This is a genomic window from Staphylococcus sp. GDY8P57P (assembly GCF_017892585.1).
In the GTDB taxonomy this organism is placed as follows: Bacteria; Bacillota; Bacilli; order Staphylococcales; family Staphylococcaceae; genus Staphylococcus; species Staphylococcus borealis.
This window is the reverse complement of sequence record NZ_JAESLK010000019.1, coordinates 89,372-106,154: the sequence shown is the minus strand read 5'-3', so window position 1 is coordinate 106,154 and position 16,783 is coordinate 89,372. Positions and strand designations below refer to the sequence as shown.

15 protein-coding genes and 1 riboswitch are annotated in these 16,783 nt (G+C 35.4%); of the genes, 4 read left to right on the top strand and 11 right to left on the bottom strand.

Annotated features, from left to right (window positions below; translation table 11 throughout):
- Nucleotides 1-27: 27 nt before the first annotated feature.
- The 11 genes from KA878_RS07410 to KA878_RS07360 form a co-directional block, all read right to left on the bottom strand.
- Complete coding sequence (locus KA878_RS07410) at nucleotides 28-1,188, bottom strand: aminotransferase class I/II-fold pyridoxal phosphate-dependent enzyme (protein WP_193838933.1); 1,161 nt, start codon at nucleotides 1,186-1,188, stop codon at nucleotides 28-30.
- A 79-nt stretch (nucleotides 1,189-1,267) separates the two neighbouring features.
- Nucleotides 1,268-1,375: riboswitch (SAM riboswitch) on the bottom strand.
- An 80-nt stretch (nucleotides 1,376-1,455) separates the two neighbouring features.
- Nucleotides 1,456-2,961, bottom strand: a complete 1,506-nt coding sequence (locus tag KA878_RS07405) for a phytoene desaturase family protein (RefSeq protein WP_193838932.1) — start codon at nucleotides 2,959-2,961, stop codon at nucleotides 1,456-1,458.
- A 9-nt stretch (nucleotides 2,962-2,970) separates the two neighbouring features.
- Complete coding sequence (locus KA878_RS07400) at nucleotides 2,971-3,828, bottom strand: phytoene/squalene synthase family protein (RefSeq protein WP_075108189.1); 858 nt, start codon at nucleotides 3,826-3,828, stop codon at nucleotides 2,971-2,973.
- Nucleotides 3,829-3,848: 20 nt separating this feature from the next.
- Complete coding sequence (locus KA878_RS07395; RefSeq protein WP_193838931.1) at nucleotides 3,849-4,976, bottom strand: glycosyltransferase family 2 protein; 1,128 nt, start codon at nucleotides 4,974-4,976, stop codon at nucleotides 3,849-3,851.
- A 13-nt stretch (nucleotides 4,977-4,989) separates the two neighbouring features.
- Nucleotides 4,990-6,498, bottom strand: a complete 1,509-nt coding sequence (locus KA878_RS07390; RefSeq protein WP_193838930.1) for a phytoene desaturase family protein — start codon at nucleotides 6,496-6,498, stop codon at nucleotides 4,990-4,992.
- 2 nt (nucleotides 6,499-6,500) lie between these two features.
- On the bottom strand, nucleotides 6,501-6,986 hold the full coding sequence (locus KA878_RS07385; protein WP_193838929.1) for a glycosyl-4,4'-diaponeurosporenoate acyltransferase CrtO family protein: 486 nt from the start codon (nucleotides 6,984-6,986) through the stop codon (nucleotides 6,501-6,503).
- Nucleotides 6,987-7,152: 166 nt separating this feature from the next.
- A complete protein-coding gene (locus KA878_RS07380; RefSeq protein ID WP_053028866.1) occupies nucleotides 7,153-7,854 on the bottom strand; it encodes an aggregation-promoting factor C-terminal-like domain-containing protein in 702 nt (233 codons plus the stop codon).
- Between the two features lie 437 nt (nucleotides 7,855-8,291).
- On the bottom strand, nucleotides 8,292-9,719 hold the full coding sequence (locus KA878_RS07375; protein WP_075108193.1) for a phosphate--AMP phosphotransferase: 1,428 nt from the start codon (nucleotides 9,717-9,719) through the stop codon (nucleotides 8,292-8,294).
- A 141-nt stretch (nucleotides 9,720-9,860) separates the two neighbouring features.
- Nucleotides 9,861-10,919, bottom strand: coding sequence for a PTS sugar transporter subunit IIC (locus KA878_RS07370; RefSeq protein WP_075108194.1), 1,059 nt, complete (start codon nucleotides 10,917-10,919; stop codon nucleotides 9,861-9,863).
- A gap of 308 nt (nucleotides 10,920-11,227) precedes the next feature.
- Nucleotides 11,228-11,791 (bottom strand): M23 family metallopeptidase, encoded by a 564-nt coding sequence (locus KA878_RS07365; RefSeq protein WP_075108195.1) that lies wholly within the window; start codon nucleotides 11,789-11,791, stop codon nucleotides 11,228-11,230.
- Between the two features lie 197 nt (nucleotides 11,792-11,988).
- Complete coding sequence (locus KA878_RS07360; RefSeq protein WP_193838928.1) at nucleotides 11,989-12,582, bottom strand: TetR/AcrR family transcriptional regulator; 594 nt, start codon at nucleotides 12,580-12,582, stop codon at nucleotides 11,989-11,991.
- A gap of 136 nt (nucleotides 12,583-12,718) precedes the next feature.
- Between KA878_RS07360 and KA878_RS07355 the strand changes: the two genes are divergently transcribed.
- From KA878_RS07355 to KA878_RS07340, 4 genes are all read left to right on the top strand, one after another.
- Nucleotides 12,719-14,236, top strand: a complete 1,518-nt coding sequence (locus KA878_RS07355) for an MDR family MFS transporter (protein WP_193838927.1) — start codon at nucleotides 12,719-12,721, stop codon at nucleotides 14,234-14,236.
- Nucleotides 14,237-14,974, top strand: coding sequence for a DUF4811 domain-containing protein (locus KA878_RS07350; protein WP_193838926.1), 738 nt, complete (start codon nucleotides 14,237-14,239; stop codon nucleotides 14,972-14,974).
- An 83-nt stretch (nucleotides 14,975-15,057) separates the two neighbouring features.
- Nucleotides 15,058-15,624 carry a TetR/AcrR family transcriptional regulator gene (locus tag KA878_RS07345; protein ID WP_075108199.1) on the top strand — a complete coding sequence of 189 codons (567 nt, stop codon included), beginning with the start codon at nucleotides 15,058-15,060 and terminating at the stop codon, nucleotides 15,622-15,624.
- A 207-nt stretch (nucleotides 15,625-15,831) separates the two neighbouring features.
- Nucleotides 15,832-16,776: an LLM class oxidoreductase gene (locus KA878_RS07340; RefSeq protein ID WP_193838925.1), complete on the top strand. Its 945-nt coding sequence runs from the start codon at nucleotides 15,832-15,834 to the stop codon at nucleotides 16,774-16,776.
- The last annotated feature ends 7 nt before the right edge of the window (nucleotides 16,777-16,783 follow it).

The following is a 16,783-nucleotide window of genomic DNA, read 5'->3' as shown; positions in this document are numbered from 1 at the left end:
TCATCCTTTCTCATGTTCGTCTTAGTGTTATACGTTATACAAATTAGATAACGATGCGAGTCGATTCGCCGCTTCAATCAATAAATCATCCTCCAGTGCCAAAGAAATGCGCACATAATGACGTCCATTTTCTCCAAATGGAATACCTGGTGCTACTAGGATGGACTGCTCTTTTAATAAATATTGTTCGAACGATTCACTATCGTAACCCGGTGGCGTTTGAAGCCATGAATATATACCACCTTTAGAATGCACAAATGGCAAATTCGCTTCCTTTAATCGCTTCTCAAAAGCATCACGACGTCGTTTAAATGTGTCATTTTGTTGATCCAAAAAGGCATCATAATGATTCAACGCATACGTTGCTGCATCTTGAAGGGCACCAAACATACCCGCATTCGTATGTGTCTGATATTTCTTTAGTGCTTGTATCATGTCTTTATTCCCTACCGCAAAGCCTACTCTGAAACCTGACATGTTATACCCTTTTGACAATGAAAAAATTTCAATGGCTACTTCCTTTGCAGCTTTAGAAGCGAGTATACTCGGGTTCTTAGCATCGAAACCAAAAGCACTATATGCAAAGTCATGAACAATCTTTGTTTGCGTACCTTTAAATCTTTGAATAGCTTCATCAAATACCGCTTTAGTGGCCGTTGAACCTGTAGGATTATTTGGGTAAGTTAAATAAACTAATGACGTGTTCGCTAATGTTTGTGCATCTACTTTGCGCCAATCTGGCAAGTAATCTGGTGGGTCCAAATTAAGTGGTACTGGATTGGCATCAGCAAGCAAGACACCAGCGAGATAATCTGTATAACCAGGATCTGGCAACAACACATTCTCTCCAGGATTCACAATACATGTCGGTAATGCCACTAAACCGTTCTTTGTACCATAAAGTATGCACACCTCGTCTTCTTTATCTAACGTGACACCGTATTGGCGTTGATAAAAATTAACAATCGCTTCTTTAAATGATGCTTTACCATGAAAGGCACCATACTTTTGATTCTCTGGAATTCGAACTGCTTCTGCAAAATGATCAACAATACCTTTAGGCGTTTCACCATCCGGTATACCCACTGCCATATTGATTAACGGCAATGGACCATGTTCAACTTTGCGTCCCATTGTCTTACCAAAGTAACTATCTGGAATATGCGCTAGCTTATTTGAAATTGTCATGATTTACCCCCTTACAAAATTAAAAAGCTATATATCACGCTCAAAAGAGAGTGACATATAGCTTAGTTTATAACTATGACACTTATCTTTGAGGTATACCTCTTTGGAATTAGCACAGTACTTTTATCTTTTAAGTCTGTTGCTGAAGTTTCATCGGGCCAAATCCCTTCACTTCTCTGGATAAGTCTATTGAATTAATATTTATTGTATCAGTTCAATAATGATTGTCAATATTTATAATTTTCTGATTCATTTACTTTATGGAGATTATACACCATGATTAATATCTTCAAGCATTGCTTCTGCCGTAATTTTAGCACTCGTTAGAACGATTGGTACACCTGCCCCCGGATGTGTACTTGCACCTGCAAAGTATAAGTCTTTGTAGTCTCTTGAAACATTGGCTGGTCTGTAATAATTACTTTGTGTCAGCGTTGGCATGAGTCCAAATGCTGAACCGAACTTAGCATTGTAGCGTTGCTCAAAATCAAGCGGTGTAAAAACTGTTTCAGATACGATATCTCGACGGACATCTTTAAGTGCTTCAATCGTTTCAAGTTTGTTATAGATGACGTCTTTCGCCTTCTCGACTATTGTAGGGTCATGCCAGTCAATTTGGCCTGTTTTTAATTCTGGGACTGGCATCAATACGTACATGCCTGTCTGATCCTCAGGTGCTAATGCTGCATCTTCTACAGATGGGAAGTAAAGGTATAATGATGGATCATCTGGCATCTTTCCACTAAAGATATCATCAATATTACCTCTAAAATCTTTAGCAAATACCACGTTATGGACATGCAATTTATCACGTAATTGACGATTAATACCTGCATAAATTAAAAATGCTGAACATGAATAATCCATGTTATCCACCTTTTCAGGAGAATAGCGCTTTAATGGCGCGTGCTGAGGCATGAGATGTTGTGCCACATATGGGAAGTCGGCTGTACATAGTACTTTATCGAAACGTCGAATATCACCATTAACACGTAAGCCATCTGCACGCTTAAATTTAGGATCAATGATGATCTCTTGCACGTCTGCATTGAGTTCAACATTGACACCATAGTCTTGACCAAGCTGTAATAAGCCTTGGGCTAAGCCATACATGCCACCTTTGATATAATGGACGCCATGAACCATCTCAATCATAGGAATAATAGAGTAAATTGATGGGCCTTGTTTCGGATCAATACCGATATATAATGTCTGAAATGCAAGTAGCTTGCGTATTTTTTCATTAGATACATAATTATCTATTAATTGATCCGCATTGTTAAACGTCTTCAATTTAAGTCCACGATATAACGTTAACGGATTATAAAATTCGCTTGGCTTACGGAACGTGCGCTCAAGGAAATATTTACGCGCTACCTCATATCGTTTATATATATCCGTTAAAAACTGCATAAACCCTTGCGTTGAGCCTGGCTCTATCTCTTCTAGCGTCTGGCTTAGTTGTGCCAAATCCGTCGATACACTTACTTTATCTTTATCTGAGAAATAGATATCAAAAATATGTGTGAGTGGTTTCATATCGACATAATCTTCGAAACGTTTACCACATTCTTCAAATACTGCTTTATAAACATCTGGAACCATCACTATGGTCGGTCCCATATCGAAGGTAAAACCATCCTTCTTAAATTGACTCATACGGCCACCGACTTGTTCATTCTTTTCAAAAATGGTTACTTGATGACCTTGCGCGGCCAATCGTGCGGCAGCTGCTAAGCCGGTAACACCAGCACCTACTACTGCTATGTTCATACATCTCACCTAATCTTTATATTTTTTCTTTAAGTTGCGGTAGATTTTATGTTTTTTCCATTTAGAAACATATGCGCGTTCTTTCAATGAATATGATGATTTACGTACCTCAGTTAGTATACCGCGATAGACTTGAGCTGCTAACTCAATAATCATACGAGATTCTTCATTATAAACATCGAGATGATTCAATACCATATCGTAGTTATTATCCGCTAGTGTCGCATAGAATTCCCAAATTTTGATGTAATTGTCAGAGGGTTGATTGCGTTCCATTTCATCTGCAATTGAAACATTAAACTCATTTAAACGTGCTTTACTAAAGTAAATACGCCCGTTTCGATAATCTTCACCAACATCACGTAGTATATTCGTTAGTTGAAGCGCCTCACCTAATTGCTTACCATATGCATAAGCTTCGTCTGACGGTGGCGTTGCCAAAATAGGAATTAGTAATACGCCGACTGTTCCTGCTACCCCATAACAATAATCGAGTAGACCACGATCTGTTTCAAACATCTCGAAGTGTTGATCGGCTTCTACGGTATCAATTAAGTCGTAGAGGGCTTGGTAATTCATTTGGAAATGTGTCGCTGCATCAGCAAAAGCCGTCATAATGCGTGCATCACTTTCAAATGTCGTTATTGTTTGATGTTCAATAGATTCAACATCACGATGAATCTTATGTAAATAATCCACGTCTTGATGTACATCGATACTATCATCAACGATTCTGCAAACAGCATAAATTGCCCATATTGCGCGTCGCTGTTGCTCAGGTAACATATCAAAAGCATATGAGAAACTCTTAGAGTAATCTTTCATAATTTGATGACAATATTGATAATTTTCTTCTAATGTGCTCATGGAGAACCCCCTGCTAAATATTATTTAATATTAAATCGTCGTCCTTTCCATTTTACCTGTTTTGTGTAATGGATGTGACGAAATGAATTGATAAAAATTAAAATAAACACTAAAAATAATATTGGATGACAAATCAAGACTAAAAGCGAAAAATTACCTACTCTACGATGTAAACGGCTGAATTGTAGTGTATACAAGCCATAAGATAGTAGCGCTCGTCTAAATGACAATCCTTGTTTAAATAAACTGAGTATGAATGCACTGAATGAAGTGATACTACCTATCATCCATAACATGATTAACATCATAATATGCGGTTGTGTTGACGATGCACCTACCGCCAAGTGCTTCGTCCATCCTTCTATGAGCGTTTGAACGCCTGATTGGTACATTCTAAAATTAACGTAGCCCTGACCTTCAAATTGAGTCACTGGCAACTGGCAACGTTGAAACGCTTTGCCTAAAGCAAATCCTTCAATGATTTGTGACGCAGCGTTTTTATGGCCTTGTGTCTTAATATAATCCGCTTTGTTCATGACGGTTACCGGGCCAAATGCTAATGCATCACCCTTTGCTTTAGCTAAAGTTGAAAATGTATTTGTACCTACAATTGTCATTAGATTAAACACTGCTGATAAGTGTTCATAAGGTTTCCGCACACTGTGATACGGTTGAATACTTAGTAAACCACGATAGTGTTGTTGTGCATAGGTCTGAATAATTGCTTCTAATGCATCATCATTTTGTAATGTTACATCTGCATCCATAAATATAATGATATCTGATGTTGTGTGGTTAACACCTTGATAACATGCATATGACTTACCAACCCATGTAGGCTCATTGCTATCATATGTCACATTATACACGTTTGCGCCCATTTTTCGCGCAATTTCAGCAGTGCTATCATTTGAATCATCATCCATGACGATACATTCAACTTGTAGTGACTGTTGTGACAAACTATGTAATAACTTTGGCAATCTTTTTTCTTCATTACGCGCTGGAATGATCACACTTATGCTTTGTCTAAAGTCCCCTACACGTGTTTTATCAAATGACAATAGATGCCGGCGATTATACATTAAATAACCACTGACTAACGATAAACCTATACTTCCATGAAACAGTGACGCTAATTTTGTCATACTTGTATTACCTCTAATCCTCTGAATCATTCGTAAGCGCACGTTCAAGTGCATTAATTTTATCCGCGACTTGTTGACCACTTAACGTCACCATCGGCATCCCACCACCAGGATTAACGGATCCTCCGACAAAGAATAAATTATCAAAGTATTGACTTTGTTTAGGAAACTTAAATCCTTTATTTTTCTTCTTATCTGCCACTACCCCATAAATGGCACCTTTATTCGAGTGATAGGTTTGTTCAATATCATGCGGTGTCCAAATATCTTCATATACAATATGCTGACGTAAATCTGTAAGCCCCATACGCTCTAATTTATCCAAGACACGTGCTCGAAAATCATTATATTGTTCTTCAGTGAATGGTTGCTCTTGAATATACGGAATATGTGGTAACACTTTTAAATTTTCATATCCTTTTGGCGCTTGCGCTGGATCAGATTTATTCGAGTTTACTAAATAAATAGTTGGATCTTGTGGTAAGACTTTGTCATGGAACACTTCTCGATAATTGCGCTTTGAATCATTAGAGAAAAGGAAATTATGATGGGCCAATTGAGGATAGGTTTTGTCTACACCTAAATGCATAACATATCCGGACGCTGCGGGCTCATAAACCTTCTCTAATTGCGCTAATTGCTTATTTGAAAAGTGTAGTAAGTCACGATAAGTTGGTATGACTTCTCTATTAGAAACGATGTAATCAGCACTTACATGTGAACCATCATCTAATCTAACGCCTGTGACATGATTAAAATACGTATCAATACTACGTACATCTTTGCCAGTATGAATTGTCACACCTTCTTCAACAGCTAATCGCTCCAATGCACGTGCAAGGTGGTGAATGCCACCTTTGACATACCATAAACCTTGTTCATATTGCATATGGATTAACATTGTTAACACGGCTGGTGCGTCATAAGATGACGAACCAACATATTTAATGAAATAACCTAGCATATCTCTTAACTCTGGCTTTTCGACGTAACGATTGATTGCTTGTTGCATTGTTGAGAAGTAATCTACACCTTTGACTGAACGCAATGGACCTTGATATTTGATAATTTCCGAAACCGTATCAAGCCCAAGTGCGAAATAACCTTCTTCAGTGAAACGATGAATATGCGCTGCATAATCCATAAATTGGTGCAATTGTTTGATATCCTCATCCGTGAGTTGACTGTTGTTAAGGCCCATTTGTTCTAAATCTTCGTATAAATCAATAACTTTACCATTTGTAAAGAAACTACGCCATTGTAAAGGTAAGCGTTCAATCGTAACGTAATCTTTCATTTGTTTCTTACTATAGCTGAATAATCTTTCAAATATCCATGGCATCGTTAAAATAGATGGACCCAAGTCAAAACCAAATCCGTCTGCTTCAAGTCGATTGACTTTACCACCGATGTGATCATTTTGCTCGTAAAGTGTGACATTAAAACCACTTTGTGCAAGACGAATCGCTGCTGATATACCGCCTAATCCACCGCCGATAACGATAATGTTTTTATGTGACAAGTCTATTCACTCCGTTTCACTCTGCGTTGATAGTACAATTCTAATCTTGGACGATTGTAACGTTGCGTCAGTATAATCGGTAAATTAGCGCAAATAACATAACTCATATTGATAAATTGTATATATTTAGGTGCTTTTACAAAAATAATCACTGGTATCATTGATAACCAATGCACAAGTTCTGCCCGACGCATTTCTACAATCATTATATGTATGTCTTCTAATTTAAAAGAAGCTAGTTTCTTTTTATTATAAATATGATGATTGAATCTAGCACCTTCTGGAATGAAGCGTTTCCACTTATTAATACGTAATAGTGTATTCCATAAAGCGCCATTCTTTTCCCACGACCATATTGTAAAAACCTTGTCATATTTCACAAAGAAGGATGACGGGCATCGTACCATCAACTGAGATATTGATAATTGTGTGGTTGTCCAAAACACACTATGTATTAAGCCTAATTTCAATACTTTCCATAATGACATAACATTCAACACTTTCGACATAATAATTGTTCTAATATCTTCCCTATAAACCTCATCGGTAAACGTTATGCTACAGTGTCTATTAAAATACAAAAAAAGAGGCCGACCATCATGTCGACCTCTTTCCTCGATAACTCGATGTGCTATCCAGTTATCTGAGTAAATCCTACCACCAACCGTTGTTATTACGGAATGCAATTGCTGCATCTAATGAACCGTAACGGCTGTTAGCGTAGTTAATCATACCTTTAGTTTGTTGTGCTACTGAACCAGTACCCCATGATTCCATAGTTTGACCTAAACCTCTGTAACCAGCTGGGTTAACTGCGTTAGGGTTACCACCTGATTCTGGCATTACGATAGCGTTCCAAGCAGCTTCAGTACCACCGTTAGCTAAGAATTGCGCTTTAACTGATCCACCAGTTGAAGCTGATGAAGCTGAGTATGAAGTAGTTGTTGGTGCAGAAACTGTTCTAACACTAGTGTTGCTTGATTGTTGGTTTGAGCTTACTGATTGAGATGATGCTTCGTTGCTGTAAGAAGCTGAGTAATCAGTTGATTGAGCAGCTGGAGCAGCTTGTGTAGTTGCTACTGTGTCAGCACCACCAACGTAAGTGTAATTCCAAGACCAAGATTGACCATCAGAAGTGAAGTTATATTTGAAACCATCTTTAACGAATGAGATGTTGTATGCGCCAGCTTGTACTGGGTGCGCATTTAATTCAGATGGGTTGTTTTGAGCTAAGTTAGCTAATTGTGCATAATTAGTAGTTGATTCAGATGCATGTGCACTGTTATCTGTAGTTAATGCATAACCTGTTACTCCTAAAGCTACTGCTAATGACGACGCGATTACTGTTTTTTTCATAATAAAAAATTCCTCCAAAAAAAATTAGTTTATATTTTCGTTATGTTATATTCTTTAGTTATTGTGTTTTGCTCTGTGTTTAACTTTTGACAATAAGTACTATATCATAAAAAAACGCCAGTAGTATTACGCTTTTCTTACAAAAAATTACAATAGACATCTTATTTTGTAACATTGAAATATAAGTATTTCGCTTTGTAACAATTATTTTTTGAACAAATAGTTTAAAATTTCATTATGAAATAAGGATTTACAATACTCTTTTAAGAAATTTACAACTGTTTTACATTGTCTGTAATATTACAAATTGCCGTTTTGTTACAATACCGTAATATTTCTAACAACTCCGAACTATTCAATTTATCTATATAACTTTAAAAAAACCAAGAAACGCTATGATTTTCTACCGTTTCTTGGTTCCTATTATTTAATCATATTCATTCATAATCTTTAACGCCCCATAATACTTTTTCACATTTACGAATAATATATTTCATAATTTCTATTCTTGATGTTTTCTTATGGTCGGCGGGTACAACTAACCATGGTGCATAGGTTGTATGTGTTTTTTTAACCATGTCATGACTTGCTTCGACGTATAAATCCCATTTTTCACGATTACGCCAATCTTCATCCGTGATTTTCCATTGTTTATCGACGTTATTTTGACGATCTTTAAAACGCTTCAACTGTTCGTCTTTATCTAATGTAAGGAAGAATTTTAAGATGATTGCACCTTCATCTGTCCACATTTTTTCAAATGCATTAATTTCCTCATAAGCACGTTGCCATTCATTCATCGTTGCAAATCCTTCAATACGCTCAACTAATACACGGCCATACCAACTTCTATCAAATAACTCGATGTGTCCGCTTCGTGGCATATCTTTTGCAAAGCGCCATAAATAATGATGTTTTAATTCAACGTCAGTAGGTGCGCTAATGCCATTGACTTCATAACCAGTTGGATCAAGCTTTTCTCTAATACGTTTGATATTACCACCTTTGCCGGCTGCATCCATGCCTTCAAACACAAGAATGAGTGGGATTTTCCGCTCATATAATGCGAATTGTATTTCTCGCATGCGTTTTTGTAATTCGCTAATCAATGATTTGTATGCTTCTTTGGATACTTTATCTACTTCGATATCAAACATTTTGGTACTAAAGTGCTCAGTAAAGTCACCATCACGTTCATTATCTTGAGCATGATGTTTGGCAATGGCTTGTTCTAAACGTTGTATAATGTGTTCATACATTTTTTCGATTGCTGATTGTCGTTCTGTATAATCAATAATCTGCCATTGTTGATCTTGTTTAATAAATTGATGCATATCCTCTAAATATGTTTCTGTTGATAAGACGCTACCATATTCTTGAACTTTCCACCGCATTAATGGATTCTCTTTCGTTTGCTTAATATGTTCTTGTCTTTTATCTTCGTTAATTTCAATAAAGAATTTAATGATTTCATAATTATCTTTGATTAACATATCTTCAAAAGACGCAATTTGTTCTTTTAAGACATCATAGTTTTTGTATCTATCATGCTTAATTTCATTCTCTCGATAATCTAAATAGTGAGAGTACCAGCTTCTAAAATAAACATTGATATCACCCTTTTTAGGTAATGTATTCCAATATTTTTGTAAGAATTGATATCTTAAATCATCCTTTTGAGGTGACTGTGTTGCAATAAAATGTGTATATTTCGCATCAAAGTTAAGTAATAATTCATTTGATAAGCGTGTTTTTCCAGAGGCTGGGACACCTTCAAATAAAATCATAATTGGAATACCCAAATCATGTGTTTGTCTTGTAAGTTCTGCTGTCTTTAGTGCTAGTTTTTCGATTTTATTAGCCATTAACCATTCACCCTTTTTGTAACGTATCATTTCATTTTTATTGTAACACGATTTATTTCTATTTTTTCTCAATCTTTATAAATAAAAAGAATTGATAAAATGCGACATTCAACACTTTATCAATTCCTATTTAATAGGACGTTAACCCATAAATTTATATATGTCGTTAGTATATAGACGTAATACTTTTCGGAAAATAATATCTAAAACAAATGCAGTTACTAATGGCACAACAAAGAATCCTAAAATAATGAGTAAGACACTCACTAAGGCAGAATCAATATGTAAAAATTTAAAAGCACTAATTGGACCAATCATACCAATGAAACCAAATCCTGCCGATTCTTTCGTTCCCGCAATACCAATCAAACTTCCTGCAATTCCTGATATACCAGCAGTTATAAGGATTGGTAACATGATGATTGGATATTTAACCATATTAGGCATCATCATTTTCACACCACCAAAGAATATAGAAATCGGTACTGCAACTCGATTCACTTTGCTAGTACCAATAAGCAATACTGCTTCAGTAGCTGAAATACCAATAGAAGCTGATCCTGCCGCAAGACCTGTAATCCCTATTGCAATAGCTATCGCAACTGTTGATAACGGTGAAATAATAATAAAACTGAAGACCATAGAAATGAGCATACACATTAATACAGGTTGTAATTCTGTGAAGCTATTAACCATATTACCAATGCCAGTTGTAATCATGTGTACATATGGCAAAATGAATACGCCAATCGTAGCTGACAATCCACCTACAATCGTTGGATATACAATGAGCGCCATACTGCCGACACGTTTTTCAATTAATAAGATGAATATTACAGCAATCGTTGCTGTTATCATCGTATTAATCAAGTCTCCAATACCAGCAATCACCCATGCGCCATGTTTAAATTGTGCGGCTCCACTACCTACATAAGAGGCACAAGCAACCACTGCAATGGCTAATGGTGTCATGTCAAATTTCAACGCAATGAGTGCGCCGATTAAAGCTGGCACTGTAAATTGCATTGCTTGTACAACATGTAACAATGTACCAAAAAATGGATGATGATGCATTAACGCTTTAAAGATTTCTCCCAAAATGGCATTGGGTACTAAGCCCACCACGATACCTATGGCTACGCCCGATAGCACTCTAAATGTAAAATCTTTAACGCCTATTTCTCTAAGTGTTGATGTCATGTAAAAAACCTCCTGTTGTCTGTTCTGCACACTTATTAAATTGATCAACCTACTTATGAGTTATTGCTATGATGTTTCAACATCTCCTCATGGCAATCACGTATATAAGTAATGATAGATTTTACTATATCACAAATTCTAAATTTTCAGAATATTATTTTTGTTTTTTTCTCTAAAAAGTAACAATTAATGATTATCCTTATATCCAAACATTTACCCGTTGTAATATGGCAAGCAATGTTAAAACTAAAAAAACTGAAGCACGACGTAGGCTTCAGATTTTTATACCATCCATTTCGTTTGACGTATTAAATATTAAATAAACTTTCTTCTTCTTCGGGCAGTTGCTCAATAAAAGGTTGTGGGTCTTCAGCATAATCATTGCCTATACCACCTTTCATTCTTTGAAAGTGTAAATGTGACCCTGTTGTCTGTTCTCCAGTATTACCTGATAAAGCAATGACATCTCCAGCCGCTACTTTTTGACCTTGAGTTACTTTAAAATCATTTAAATGCATATACCACTGATGGTATTGTCCGTTTGATTCTGAGATTTGTAAGACCTTCCCACCTAATTCATCTTCAAATAATTTGGTGACAACGCCATCTGTTGCTGCTAGCACTTCAGTATCTTCAGGTAAATCATAGTCGTTACCATAGTGTCGGTCATTACCTTCAAATTCTAATCCATGATTATAAGTGCCATAACCATGTGTTAATCGCCCATCACGCTTCCAATTTAAATCGTTATTATCACGATTTAAAGACATATGGGATGACTGGTCATCTATTTCACGTATAACATATGTTACGAATATACCGATACTTACACACACTAATATTGTGATAGCTATTTTAATCAAGTGTTTCAAACATCGCGCTCCTCTACAATTTGTAATTATCATGTATATTAACAAATCTAGCGTTGATAGCGCGTATACTTTGCTTATAATCAGACTAATTGACTAGATAATGAACAAAATTGACTATTATAATAGTAGAAACTCGTTTCGTATGGTCACCTTTATCCATAATTTTCTATCTTAGAGACCTGTTAAAATGTCATTATTTATTGTTTTAATCGCTCAATATCCTCTTTTTCCAAATCTAACGCATTAAAAATACCACCTTTATATACTTCGACAATAAATTGCGCTATTTCATCAACATTGATTTCATTTTTATGTTTTGACCAATATTCAAAGGTATTTACAATGATCGTTATTAAATATTCTTTACCTAATTCTCTTTTAAGATTCGAACCCTGTGAAATATGATTTATAAATTCGAAACGCTTAGACACTAAATTTCTAATTTTCATTTTGAAACTTAGAATTCCTTCATTCGTCAACAATACCTTTAATACTTCTGAATACGGATCCATCGCTTTGAATAAGTTTGCGATGCTACCCACATCTAAAATATCTTCATTTTCTACATTAAATTCTCTTTGTGTTTTAATAAAGTTTAAAACATCATCTTCTATTTCCGATAACAGTTCATATTTATCATCATAATATCTATAAAATGTACTTCTTGTTACATACGCTTCTTGAGTAATTTCATTAATCGTAATTGCTTCAAAATGCTTGTGATCTAATAAATTGATTAGTGCTTCTCTAAGTAGACGTTGCGTCAATTGTGTTTTGTTACTATAAGCCATCTCATCACCCTTTCGCATCGTATTATAATACATTTTGATACATAGTGTATTATTTTAAACATCACATTTTATTTTGTTCTCCTTTTTCTCTTTAAAAGTTGTTACATTTAACCAGTACTTTTAAAGGAGGCTTATTATGTCAGAGAATATAAATACTACATTTGACTTAGATGAACATGGCAAACCTTATAATAAATTGATGGTTATGGTTGTCATTTTACTTGCAACATTTGCTGGTGCCTTAATGCAAACGTCATTAGGCACAGCACTACCTACATTAATGAAAGATTTTAATATTGATTTTAGTACTGCACAACAAGCAACTACGTGGTTTCTATTAGCTAACGGCATAATGGTTCCATTATCTGCCTACTTAGCTACTCGTTTTTCAACGAAATGGTTACATGTCATTGCATATGCCATTTTATTAATTGGTTTAATACTAACTGCTATTGCACCGTCAAATAGCGATAGTTGGATTATTTTCTTATTCGGTCGAATTGTTACCGCAATCGCTGTTGGTTTAATGATGCCTTTGATGCAAATCATCATCATTAACATGTTCCCACCAAACAAACGTGGTACTGCGATGGGATTGAGTGGTTTAGCCGTTGGATTAGCGCCAGCACTTGGACCAACATTTGCTGGTTGGATATTAAATAAAGATCATACGATGCTTGGTCTCACAATAAGCGATTCATGGCGTAACATTTTTGTGATCCCAATTATTATTGTAGCGATTGCTTTTATATTAAGTTTCATTTTTATGAAAGATGTCATACCAAATAGAAAGATTAAACTAGATATGTGGTCACTTATTTTATCCAGTTTAGGATTTGGTTTATTTTTATGGAGCTTTTCAAATGTTTCTAGCGAGGGTTGGGGAAGTATTAGTTATGTCATACTACCGCTTATCATTAGCGTCCTTCTTATCGGATGGTTCTGTATGCGTCAGTTTAAATTAGATGACCCGTTCTTGGATTTACGTGTATTTAAATCCAAAGGCTTTGTCATTGCAACGATTGGCCTTATCGTTGTGACAATGGCTATGTATGGTGTGGAAATGATGCTACCTACTTATTTACAAAATATTCATGGGTTCTCACCATTTGAGTCTGGATTAACCTTGCTTGCAGGTGCTTTAATGTTAGGGTTTATTTCGCCTATTTCTGGTGCACTGTATAACAAAATAGGTATTAAACGTTTAGCTTTTGTTGGATTCTTAATTTTATCATTAGCTTCATTACCGTTTGGTTTTTTAACGGATACGACATCACCGACGCTCATTTTAGTATTATACTCAGTACGTATGTTTGGTGTAGCTTTAATTATGATGCCATTAACAACAAATGCAATGGATGCCTTGCCAACTAAAATGGGTACACACGGTACAGCAGCGAACAATACTGCTAGACAAGTTGCATCTTCTATAGCCGTCGCATTGCTAACATCTATTACGCAAAATATGATTAACAACCATATGCCAGCTAAAAGTTTAAAAGATGCAAATCCATTACTTTATGCCGAACATGCACAACAAGCATCTATTGATGGTTTTAATACTGCGTTTTTAATTGGCGTAGCATTTGCAGTCATTGGATTAATTATCGTTCCTTTCTTGAAAATGAATCACTCAGAAAGCGAGGAGAATTAGATGATTATACTTATTATTCTAACTATTGCCGTATTTGCATCATGGACACTGATTCCACATCGCCTAACACGTTATGTTATCGGTTCATTATTCACCGTTCTATTTACAGTATTAATCATTGGCATTGTTGCAAACATGACGCATCATTTTGGTATGGAGAAAGAAACAATCACTGAACCCGAAAAACAAATTTATGCTGCTGGTTCATCAAAATCTCCTACAAACATGTTAATTGCGAATGAAATAGGTAACAATTCTTATAATTATGTCATGGTTTATAAAGAAAATAAGAATGATGACAAACCATCTGCACATTTTAAACCTAGTACTAATAAAGAAGATTTATCAGATTCAATAAAGAAACACGCTTTCTATAGAACAGCAGATGTAGACCAAGCGACAGTTAAAACAACTAAAACATATTGGACTTGGAAAAATGACTTTTACCGTTATTTGTTTGATTTTGGAAACAATAAAAAAGAACTTATCAAACAAACATCGATTGTTACAGTACCTAATGATACATGGGTCGTACTAGATGCAAAACAAGCAAAGCAACTTCAAAAAAATCAAATGGCATCATCAAAATCACAAAATAGAATTAAAAAAGAACTGCAAAATAAAATGATAGCGTATAAACAATCACATCCTAAAGCGTCTGAGAAAGAACTTGAAAATTATATTAACGATCAAAAACAACGACTTGCTACAAAACAAGTTAAAGAAATGCTTAAATAACCAACAAGCGTGAACTTTGACAACCCTCTCTTTTCGACAGATAATTTAATGTAAGTAATAAGTCAATAAGGGAGGTGCCTATAATGACTACGACTAAGGTAGACCCGCGTATTATTAGAACAAAGAAACTACTGGTAGACGCGTTTCAAGAGGTTTCCCGAGAGAAAAAGATGTCGCAAATAACGGTTAAAGATATTACTGAACGTGCTACAGTCAACCGTGCTACTTTCTACGCACATTTTACAGATAAATATGATATTCTCGATTACACTTTATCTGAAACGATTCTGAAAGATCTAAATGACACGTTAGCTATTTCTGATATGATTAATGAAACCGTCATTACTAATCTATTTATATCTATTGCCAATTATATGGTTGAAGTACAAGATTCATGCAAAATGAATAGTGAAACGTTCTGTAACCAAGCCCATCAACGTATCAATAATGAATTAGAGGATATTTTTACCATTATGCTTCGCAATAGCTATCCTGAACATGATATTGACATACTCGTTAACAGTGCGAGCTTTCTAGCTTCAGGATTATGTGGTCTCGCCCGACATTGGCTCGATACAAGTTCACTTTCAGCTGAAGCTTTTATAGATAAAAATTTACCTTTCTTAATTCATCATATAACACACTTATAATTCAACTTCTGAGGCATAGCCTTGGAAGTTTTTTTATGGAAAAAGCTAATCTAATCAACAAATACTGAGCATTGTTGTCTAAACAACATGTTTCATAAGCATGTATGTTGCATGTTAATCAAATAGGGCGTATATTACATTTATACAACAAGTGTTAGTTAAGTAATACGTGTTGTTTTAACATTAATTACGTAAGGAGGGAAAGACATGTCAGATATCGATGAACATGAGGGATTTAAACGAACGTTCAAAAATAATAAATTGACGCTAGGTTTATCCATACCATTTGATAATAAACAACAAAATAATATAGATTTTGATGAACAAGTGAGATACGCTCAAAAGGCAGAGTCTTTGGGGTTTGCAAGTTTATCTGTGAGAGATAATCCACTGTACAGTCCTCATTTAGGCAAGGTTACAACGAATTATGATCCGTTCGTCTTTTTAACCTATCTGAGTGCCTTTACCTCTAAAATTGCACTAGGTACGGGTAGTACCGTAGCAACCTTACGACATCCCATTCACCTTGCTAAATCAGCAGCCTCACTTGATCTTATTTCCAATCAACGTTTATTACTCGGTATGGCTACCGGTGATCGTTCTTTCGAATTCCCTGCATTTAAAGTAGATGAAAGTGAATTAACAGAACGTTATCAAACAACCATTCAATCATTAAGAGCACTTTGGCAATCACATTCTCCCAACATTTCAAATTCAATTTTTGAATTATATGAGGATTCAGGGTTACAAGCATTGCCTAAGTATCATACAATTCCTATGTTTGGTACAGGCTACTCAAGACAGTCTATGTCCTGGTTACAACAACATATGGATGGCTGGTTATTTTACGCCCAATCTTTTCAAGATCAAAAGAAATTAGTTGAAGCTTGGCACAGTGGTACCGACCGTTTCAAACCGTTTATGAATATCTTAATGATTAATTTATCCCGAAATCCAAATGAAACAGTTAAACCAATCAAAGGTGGTTTCCGTACTGGACGTAAAAATTTATTACAAATATTAAAAGCTTATGAATCAATTAATACAAATCATATTATCTTAAGATTTACAAATGATGATCGTGATATCGAAGAACTCATAGAAGAAGTTGGAACGTATATTGTACCCCACTTCCCAGCACATACAAATTAGGAGGAAT

What these genes read in the sequence shown, in the direction of transcription:
- KA878_RS07410 (WP_193838933.1), bottom strand. Translation starts at nt 1,188, where the DNA reads ATGACAATTTCAAATAAGCTAGCGCATATTCCAGATAGTTACTTTGGT.
- KA878_RS07350 (WP_193838926.1), top strand. Translation starts at nt 14,237, where the DNA reads ATGATTATACTTATTATTCTAACTATTGCCGTATTTGCATCATGGACA.
- KA878_RS07380 (WP_053028866.1), bottom strand. Translation starts at nt 7,854, where the DNA reads ATGAAAAAAACAGTAATCGCGTCGTCATTAGCAGTAGCTTTAGGAGTA.
- KA878_RS07370 (WP_075108194.1), bottom strand. Translation starts at nt 10,919, where the DNA reads ATGACATCAACACTTAGAGAAATAGGCGTTAAAGATTTTACATTTAGA.
- KA878_RS07385 (WP_193838929.1), bottom strand. Translation starts at nt 6,986, where the DNA reads ATGTCATTATGGAAAGTATTGAAATTAGGCTTAATACATAGTGTGTTT.
- KA878_RS07375 (WP_075108193.1), bottom strand. Translation starts at nt 9,719, where the DNA reads ATGGCTAATAAAATCGAAAAACTAGCACTAAAGACAGCAGAACTTACA.
- KA878_RS07345 (WP_075108199.1), top strand. Translation starts at nt 15,058, where the DNA reads ATGACTACGACTAAGGTAGACCCGCGTATTATTAGAACAAAGAAACTA.
- KA878_RS07355 (WP_193838927.1), top strand. Translation starts at nt 12,719, where the DNA reads ATGTCAGAGAATATAAATACTACATTTGACTTAGATGAACATGGCAAA.
- KA878_RS07360 (WP_193838928.1), bottom strand. Translation starts at nt 12,582, where the DNA reads ATGGCTTATAGTAACAAAACACAATTGACGCAACGTCTACTTAGAGAA.
- KA878_RS07400 (WP_075108189.1), bottom strand. Translation starts at nt 3,828, where the DNA reads ATGAGCACATTAGAAGAAAATTATCAATATTGTCATCAAATTATGAAA.
- KA878_RS07405 (WP_193838932.1), bottom strand. Translation starts at nt 2,961, where the DNA reads ATGAACATAGCAGTAGTAGGTGCTGGTGTTACCGGCTTAGCAGCTGCC.
- KA878_RS07340 (WP_193838925.1), top strand. Translation starts at nt 15,832, where the DNA reads ATGTCAGATATCGATGAACATGAGGGATTTAAACGAACGTTCAAAAAT.
- KA878_RS07395 (WP_193838931.1), bottom strand. Translation starts at nt 4,976, where the DNA reads ATGACAAAATTAGCGTCACTGTTTCATGGAAGTATAGGTTTATCGTTA.